This is a genomic window from Celeribacter marinus, assembly GCF_965656515.1.
Taxonomy (GTDB): domain Bacteria; phylum Pseudomonadota; class Alphaproteobacteria; order Rhodobacterales; family Rhodobacteraceae; genus Celeribacter; species Celeribacter marinus_D.
In genome coordinates, this window is record NZ_CBFHKW010000079.1 from 1 (window position 1) to 8083 (window position 8083).

Genomic DNA, 8083 nt, shown 5'->3' on the forward strand with positions numbered 1-8083 from the left:
CGAACAATCTTTGTCGTTGGTGACAAAAAACAGTCAATTTATTCGTTCCAAGGCGCTGATCCATCAGGATTTGATGACATGCGTGACTTTTTTGATGCTCGGTTACAAGCCGTGGACGATCCCCTTCAAAAGCTCTCTCTCGAACACTCTTTTCGGTCATCTCAAGCGATACTCGCGGCAACCGATTGTGTATTCGGAGCCTCAAACGGGTATGGTGTTGGAGGACCACCCCGACACATTGCGTTTTTTGATCAGATGCCTGGACGCGTGGATTTGTGGCCCCTTATTGAAACCGAAGCAGAGGAAAAAAGAGACGACGACTGGGAGGATCCGTTAGATTTAACACTCCCCACACACCACAATCACAAACTCGCAGAAACCATCGCGAACCAGATAGGTAGACTGCTAGAAAGCGGGTCTATTCCAGCCGAAAATGGTGCATTTCGAGCGATCCAACCAAAAGACATATTGATTTTGGTGCGGCGCCGCTCCGGGCTCTTTCAGCCATTGTTGAGCAAGCTAAAAGAAAAGCGACTTCCCGTTGCGGGAGCTGATCTTCTAACGGTTGGAAATGAGCTGGCCGTGCGTGATCTGTGTGCATTGTTGTCATTCTTGTCACTTGAAGATGACGACCTTGCCTTGGCAGAAGCATTGAAATCACCTCTATTCAATTGGTCGGACCGGCAACTGTATGCCTTGGCGCATAGCCGAAAAGCACCCAATCTTTGGCGCGAGCTGAGATCACGCAAAGACGAGTTTCCACAAACCGTTGCAATAATTGATGACCTGCGTTTGAAGCTGGATGTTTTGCGACCCTATGATTTGCTCGAACGTGTTTTGATCAAGCATGGCGGCCGCCGCAGGTTTTTAGCGCGACTTGGGCCAGAAGCTGAAGATGGAATTGACGCACTTCTTGGGCAAGCGCGAACATACGAGACAACGCAGACGCCGAGTTTGACTGGATTTTTGGCGTGGTTTGAGGCCGAGGATATCAAGATAAAGCGCGTTTTGGACGACAGCTCGAATCTCATACGGATCATGACGACACACGGCGCAAAAGGGCTAGAATCTCCGATTGTGATTTTGCCCGATACACTGCCGAGTACAAAAGAAAGTCAGGTTCGGGGCGCGCTGATTGATTTGGGCGAAAACAGGCCCGTGCATCTTGCAGGTTCAGTATCGGCGAGCGACATAACGAACTCAGCGCGGGCGGCACTCCTGTCCAAAGCCGAGGAAGAGCGTCGACGTCTTCTTTATGTTGCTATGACGCGGGCGGAAAAGTGGCTTATTGTTGCTGGCGCAGGCACGGCCCCGAAAAACGGCACGAGCTGGTATGAGTTGGTCCAATCAGGAATGGCCGAGCTTGAAACCCAAACGCTAGATCATCCACTGACAGGCGGTTTGAGATATCAGGTAGGCGCGTGGGGCGTGCATCCTGAGGGTTCATTAGCACCAAATGATGCATCACCGACCTTACCGTACTGGGCACACACTGAAATATCCGCACCTCTTAAAAAGCGCGGTTACATTTCGCCTTCTGAGCTCGGCGGTGCCAAGGCGCTCAGTGGCGAGGATGCAGTTTTAGATAGCGAGAAGGCCAAACGGCGCGGACGCCAAATTCATCTCCTTCTAGATGTGCTACCTGATATTGATCCGGCGGACCGGAAAGCCGCGTTGCACCACATACATTCCGATGCAGAAGACGCAATATTGGATCATGAAGCAGAAGGTTTGCTCGACGAGGCGGTCCGCGTCCTAGGTGGGAGCTATGCTTGGGCTGTGTTTGGGTCGCATTCGCTGTCTGAAGTGCCTTTTTCAGGAACACTCCCATCGTTGAACGGATATGGTGTTCACGGAATAATTGATCGCCTCATCATCGAACCCGATCGAGTTCAGATCGTCGACTTTAAAACAAATAGCGTTTTGCCAGACAGCGCTGAACGCATCCCAGAGGGAATATTGCGCCAATTGGGTGCCTATGCGGAGGCGGTGGAAAGCATATACCCCGACCGCCGCGTCGAAACCGCAGTTTTATGGACAAAGACCGCAGAGTTAATGGAGGTGCCTCGCGATATCGTGAGGGCGGCACTTCAACGCACCACTATATCTTGACGTTGCACGGTTGCAGACATAGGTTTTTGGCAACACCACATTTCAGGAGATACTCCATGGCTACCATCGCTGCATCTGACGCAACGTTCGAAACCGAAGTTCTGCAATCCGACGTGCCCGTGCTCGTTGATTTCTGGGCGGAATGGTGCGGACCTTGCAAGCAAATCGGTCCATCACTCGAAGAACTGTCCGCAGAGTTCGAGGGAAAAGTTAAGATTGTTAAAGTGAACGTTGACGAAAACCCGGGCGTTCCGGGCCAGTTCGGCGTTCGTGCAATTCCATCGCTGTTTATGTTCAATGGTGGTGAAGTTGTGTCCAACAAAACAGGCGCAGCTCCTAAATCTGCGCTCAAAAGCTGGATCGAAGAAGTCGTATAAGACACGATCAGCGGTCAGATATCGGGCGTCCTTCGGGGCGCCCTTTTTCGTTGGGTTGTTGCATCACCATGCACCCGTCCACATATAGAACAGCAACGAAAGGACCAATCATGGCAAAGGATGAGTTTCCCGGCTGGCACGGAACCACAATCATTGGTGTACGGCGCGGTGGCGAAGTTGTAGTTGCAGGTGACGGGCAAGTTAGCCTTGGCCAAACAGTCATCAAAGGCACGGCGAAAAAAGTGCGCGTCATTAGTCCGGGCGGCTACGATGTTGTATGTGGATTTGCCGGATCGACCGCCGATGCGTTTACACTATTGGAACGGCTGGAAGCCAAACTTGAGGCAACTCCAGGCCAACTGGCGCGCGCCAGTGTAGAGTTGGCAAAAGATTGGCGCACAGATAAATACCTTCAAAAGCTCGAGGCGATGCTCATTGTTACGGACGGGGAAAGCCTGTTGGTGATTACGGGAGCCGGTGATGTGCTAGAGCCCGAACACGATGTCGCGGCTATCGGATCCGGCGGAAATTTCGCCCTTGCTGCTGCACGTGGCCTCATGGAAACCAATAAGACCGCCGAGGACATTGCGCGCGCAGCGATGGTAATCGCGTCTGACATTTGCGTCTACACAAACGGAAACCTGACAGTAGAAAAGATCTCTAAATGACCGATTTAACACCACGTGAAATTGTCTCCGAATTGGATCGTTTTATTATCAGTCAAAGTGACGCCAAGCGCGCAGTTGCAGTTGCCTTGCGCAATCGGTGGCGCCGTAAGAGGCTGTCTGATGAGCTGCGAGACGAAGTCTATCCAAAGAATATTTTGATGATCGGGCCCACAGGTGTGGGAAAAACCGAGATTTCTCGCCGGCTCGCAAAGCTTGCGAAGGCACCGTTTGTCAAAGTCGAAGCAACCAAGTTCACCGAAGTTGGATATGTCGGACGTGACGTTGAGCAAATCGTGCGTGACCTTGCGGATTCCGCAATCGTCCAAACACGTGAGAGCATGCGCGAAGAAGTTAAGGCCAAAGCCTATGAGGCGGCCGAAGAGCGTGTGATTGAAGCTCTTGCAGGCGCAGATGCCCGCGATCAAACGCGCCAAATGTTTCGCAAAAAACTTCGTGACGGGATGCTCGACACGACAGTGATTGAATTAGAAGTTCAGGACAACGCCACGCCGCAAGGTATGTTTGAGGTTCCCGGCCAACCCCAATCGGGAGGCATGATGAATATCGGTGATCTGTTCGGAAAGGCATTTGGCGGCCGAACAGTGAAGAAAAAATTGACCATCGCGGAAAGCTACGCCGTCTTGATTGACGAAGAAGCAGACAAGTTGTTGGACGACGAAGCTATCACGCGAGCCGCCCTAGAGGCCGTTGAGCAAAATGGTATCGTTTTCATCGATGAGATCGATAAAGTGTGTGTACGGTCCGATACACGCGGTGGCGATGTAAGTCGCGAAGGTGTGCAGCGTGATTTGCTTCCGTTGATAGAGGGGACGACCGTTTCAACAAAACACGGGCCCGTAAAAACGGACCACATTTTGTTTATTGCGTCCGGTGCTTTTCATATCGCGAAACCATCAGATCTATTGCCCGAACTACAGGGACGCTTGCCTATTCGCGTAGAGCTGAGGGCGCTCAATGAGGCCGATTTTGTCAAGATTTTGAGCGACACAGACAATGCACTTACCCTTCAATACAAAGCCCTTTTGGAAACTGAAGATGTAGGTGTAACATTTACGGACGATGGAATCGCTGCGATTGCAAAACTTGCTGCTGATGTGAATACAAGCGTTGAGAATATCGGTGCGCGCCGTTTGTACACCATAATGGAACGTGTTTTTGAAGAGCTTTCGTTTGTGGCGCCAGACCAAGGGGGCACTCAAGTTATTGTTGATGCCGACTATGTCATGAAAAACGTAGGTGAAATAGCAAAAGCCGTCGATGTGAGCCGATACATGCTTTAGCGGCAACGCCGTTTTTCTATTTGAGGAAAGGGCAATTTCGCACGAGCGATTTGCTCTTTCTTTTTTTGTGAGAACGCGCGTTATGGCAGCATGACATATTTACGATTCATAATTGAGAACGCTCGTTGGCTTGTGGTTGGATTTCTTCTGACCCTGACGTCTTCGTATGGGCAAACCTATTTTATTTCGATCTTTGCGGCAGACATTCGCACCGAATTTGATTTGAGCCATGGATCATGGGGCGCAATTTATTCACTCGGCACGACAGCCTCGGCAGTCGTGATGGTTTGGGCAGGCGTTCTGACCGACCATTTTAGGGTTCGCGTTCTTGCGCCAATCATCTTGGTTGGATTAGCCTTGGCGTGTTTGTCGATGTCGGTTGTTCCGAATGCCGCGCTTTTGGTGGTGGTCATCTTTCTATTACGCTTCACTGGCCAAGGTATGACGAGCCAAATCGCAATGGTTGGCATGGCGCGCTGGTTTCAGGCGACTCGCGGACGCGCACTTTCTATAGCCAGCTTGGGATTTGCACTTGGACAAGCCATTTTGCCGCTGATCTTTGTGGCGATCATGACCATGATAGGATGGCGTCAATCATGGGTTGTTGCCGCAGGCCTTGCGGTTGTTTTGATCCCGCTCCTCTTATGGTGCCTTGGACAAGAACGCACACCGCAATCTATCGCCAGTTCGACAAGTGCGGTTGGGATGGGCGGTCAGATGTGGACGCGTGGCGCACTTTTGAAACACTGGTTGTTTTGGATGTGTGTGCCTTTGCTCCTTGGGCCGCCCGCGTGGGGAACAGCGTTGTTTTTCCAACAAGTACACTTGGCAGAAGTAAAGGGATGGTCTCTCGTTGAGTATGTATCTCTTTACCCGTGGCTAACTTTAACGTCTGTTGCCGCCACATTTCTTGCGGGAATGGGGGTGGATAAATATGGCGCGGGTCGCAGTTTGCCGCTGATGCCCCTTCCCTTTTTGTTTGGCTTTGTTGTGATCTCATTTTCTACAGTTCCAGCTATTGCTGGCGTAGGCTTGATGATCGTTGGACTTGGCATGGGAATGCAAGGGACCGTTGTTGGCGCGTTTTGGGCCGAACACTATGGAACACGATACATTGGCTCCATAAAATCAGCAGCCACCGCAGTCATGGTATTTGGATCTGCAATCGGACCAGGTGTTTCAGGATATCTCATTGATTTGGGCGTGCCATTCACGACACAAATGTTGGGATATGCGGTGTATTTCGGGGTGACAAGTGCGTTGGCGGCCGTGGCCGTTTTGCGCGCGCGATCCCTATTACCTGTTGCGGCGTAAATAGACGTAGTACGCACCGCTACCCCCGTGTGTAAGATGCGCCTCGTTGACCTGCATAACTACTGAACGAAGAGGTGCTTGATGCAGCCAATGCGGCACTTGGTTTTTCAAAACACCCCTTCGAATTGGGATTGGCCCGCCGTCATCACGATCTTTACCTTTTCCTGTAATTACAAGAACAAGACGCCGTCCCGCAGCGGCTGACGATAGAATGAAACCCTGAAGCGCGGGATGGGCATGCGCCAATGTCATTCCATGAAGATCAAGCCGCGCCTCGGGTTTTAGTTTCCCCTTTTTCATCTTGCCGAATTTTTTTCGGTCCATCTCAACAGGTGCATGGGCAAGTCTTTGTGACACCGATGGCGCAAGATTATGTCCCATTGAAGTACGTGCGCTACGAGCGCCGACTTCAAATTGGGTAATCATAGCATCGAGTGACTTCGGTGGCGTTTTCTTTGGGGGTTTTGCCGACAGATCGCGTGACACTACAAACTCTGCACGCATAGGGGTTGCGGTCTTTTTGACCTCATTCCACACGTCACGATCATCGTCACTCAATTTGCCTTTCACGCGCCGTCTCATCCCGTGACCTGCTCCAACAAACCATAGGCAAGCTGGATCGGTAGGAGAACGATCATACGTCCGCCATCTTTGATGCGACCGGCCTCTGATCCGGCAGCATCTCCCGTCCCGTAGAAAATATCTGCGCGTTGCGCACCTTTAATGGCCGATCCGGTATCTTGAGCAACCATTAGGCGGTTTAGGGGAGTCTCACCCAACTTTTCAATCCAAACCGGCGCACCCAATGGGGTCGTCACGGGATCAACGGCAATCGACCGCATAGTGGTAATTGACCGGCTCATCGCCCCAATAGGCCCAAGGTCCGCATGCAATTCCTGACGCTCTCGGAAGAATACAAACGATGGATTATGATTGAGTAACTCCTGACCTTCTACCGGGTTTCGGCGCACCCAATTTTTGATCACCTCTGCCGACACTTGGTGTGCGTCATATATCCCTCGGCGTACGAGCTCTCTCCCGATGGAGCGATATGTGTGTCCGTTTTTGCCCGCATAGCCCACGCGGGTCATCGTCCCATCATCAAGACGCACCCGACCCGACCCCTGGATCTGTAAGAAAAACAATTCAACCACATCGTCCACCCAGACGATCTCTAATCCCCGCCCCGACAAAGCCCCATTGGCAATTTCACGGCGTGATAAATACGGCGCTCCGACCGTAAGATCGTCGGGCTTGGCGTAAATTGGATACCGATAGCGCGAACTACGGGTTCGCGATCCATTGAGCTCGGGCTCAAAGTACCCGGTAAAAAGAGGTTCTGCCCCATCCTCGATCAGCACTGGTTTGAAAAAGAGTTCGAAAAAGGCTTTACCATCTGTGTTGTTTTTGGCGACACCACACAACTGTGGCCACTCAAAACCATCCATACGGTCGCACGTTTTTACGAACACGGACAGAGCGGCATCATGATCGTCGTCATCCCAACCGTTCAGATCGGAAAACTCTAGCAGTGTCGGCATTGTAGCATCATTTGCATAAACAGGCACACCCAAACTCAGAAGAGTGAACAGTAACGCGCATGTCACCCCCCTGAATATCATGCCCCTGTTGCAACCAACTGCCAATTCGGATCGTTGCTACCCATTTCGCGTGCAAACGTCCAAATGTCTTTTTGGCGTTTGATTTCGGCAGGGTTGCCCTCAATGAGGTTCCCGCTTGCGTCATGGACAGACGAAATCAATTCGGCAACAAAGCGGATTTTGACCTCACCCTCATTGGACGATTTGTCAAAATCAGCGTCGATCAATTGCAGCTCACGCAAACCTACGAACTGAGCCTTTACCTGTAAACCTTGCTCTTCGCGGGACTGAACAACGCTATCAAATGCGTCGTAGACCTCACCCGCAAGAAAATCGCGTACACTGTTCAAATCGCTGTGCTCGAATGCCATCAGGATCATCTCATATGCGCCACCTGCACCACTCAAGAATTCCGTGACATTAAAAGATGGCTCTACACGCTTCATCGCGGCCAATTCATGGGCAGCACGCGATCCTTCAGCGACATTGTCCGTAATATCACGGTCAACACCACCTTCAATGACTTCAAATTTTTGGTTTTCGCGCGTCGCAGGAGCGACATCACCCAATTCAGCACGTGGTTTCTCAAAGCCTTCACGCGTTCCGAGAACGTTGCGCAAACGCAAAATAAGGAAAATAGCGATTCCGGCAAGCACCAGAAGGGACAGGATAGATTGGCTCATTTGGTCCTCACAGCTCACACGGCATGG

The 8083-nt window shown here is 51.4% G+C and carries 8 protein-coding genes; 5 read left to right on the top strand and 3 right to left on the bottom strand.

Annotated elements, in window-relative coordinates; translation table 11 throughout:
• Window positions 1–510: 510 nt before the first annotated feature.
• The 5 genes from ACTG34_RS12765 to ACTG34_RS12785 all read left to right on the top strand — a co-directional run bounded on the left by ACTG34_RS12765 (window position 511) and on the right by ACTG34_RS12785 (window position 5772).
• A complete protein-coding gene (locus ACTG34_RS12765; RefSeq protein ID WP_439105274.1) occupies window positions 511–2112 on the top strand; it encodes a 3'-5' exonuclease in 1602 nt (533 codons plus the stop codon).
• Window positions 2113–2168: 56 nt separating this feature from the next.
• Entirely contained in the window at window positions 2169–2489 is a 321-nt protein-coding gene (trxA, locus tag ACTG34_RS12770; RefSeq protein ID WP_439105267.1) for a thioredoxin, read from the top strand.
• A 110-nt stretch (window positions 2490–2599) separates the two neighbouring features.
• Complete coding sequence (hslV, locus tag ACTG34_RS12775; RefSeq protein ID WP_439105268.1) at window positions 2600–3157, top strand: ATP-dependent protease subunit HslV; 558 nt, start codon at window positions 2600–2602, stop codon at window positions 3155–3157.
• Window positions 3154–4458, top strand: a complete 1305-nt coding sequence (gene hslU, locus ACTG34_RS12780) for an ATP-dependent protease ATPase subunit HslU (RefSeq protein WP_439105269.1) — start codon at window positions 3154–3156, stop codon at window positions 4456–4458. The genes hslV and hslU overlap by 4 nt, the downstream gene beginning before the upstream one ends.
• Window positions 4459–4548: 90 nt before the next feature.
• Window positions 4549–5772 (top strand): MFS transporter, encoded by a 1224-nt coding sequence (locus tag ACTG34_RS12785; protein ID WP_439105270.1) that lies wholly within the window; start codon window positions 4549–4551, stop codon window positions 5770–5772.
• Here the strand turns inward: ACTG34_RS12785 and ACTG34_RS12790 are convergent.
• Genes ACTG34_RS12790 through ACTG34_RS12800 form a run of 3 tightly spaced genes read right to left on the bottom strand, consistent with a single transcriptional unit; the run spans window position 5755 to window position 8056 of the window.
• On the bottom strand, window positions 5755–6342 hold the full coding sequence (locus ACTG34_RS12790) for a Smr/MutS family protein (RefSeq protein ID WP_439105272.1): 588 nt from the start codon (window positions 6340–6342) through the stop codon (window positions 5755–5757). The genes ACTG34_RS12785 and ACTG34_RS12790 overlap by 18 nt on opposite strands.
• Window positions 6343–6350: 8 nt before the next feature.
• Window positions 6351–7394 carry a murein transglycosylase A gene (gene mltA, locus ACTG34_RS12795; protein WP_439105273.1) on the bottom strand — a complete coding sequence of 348 codons (1044 nt, stop codon included), beginning with the start codon at window positions 7392–7394 and terminating at the stop codon, window positions 6351–6353.
• Window positions 7391–8056 (bottom strand): Tim44/TimA family putative adaptor protein, encoded by a 666-nt coding sequence (locus ACTG34_RS12800; protein ID WP_439105276.1) that lies wholly within the window; start codon window positions 8054–8056, stop codon window positions 7391–7393. The genes mltA and ACTG34_RS12800 overlap by 4 nt, the downstream gene beginning before the upstream one ends.
• Between the last annotated feature and the right edge of the window lie 27 nt (window positions 8057–8083).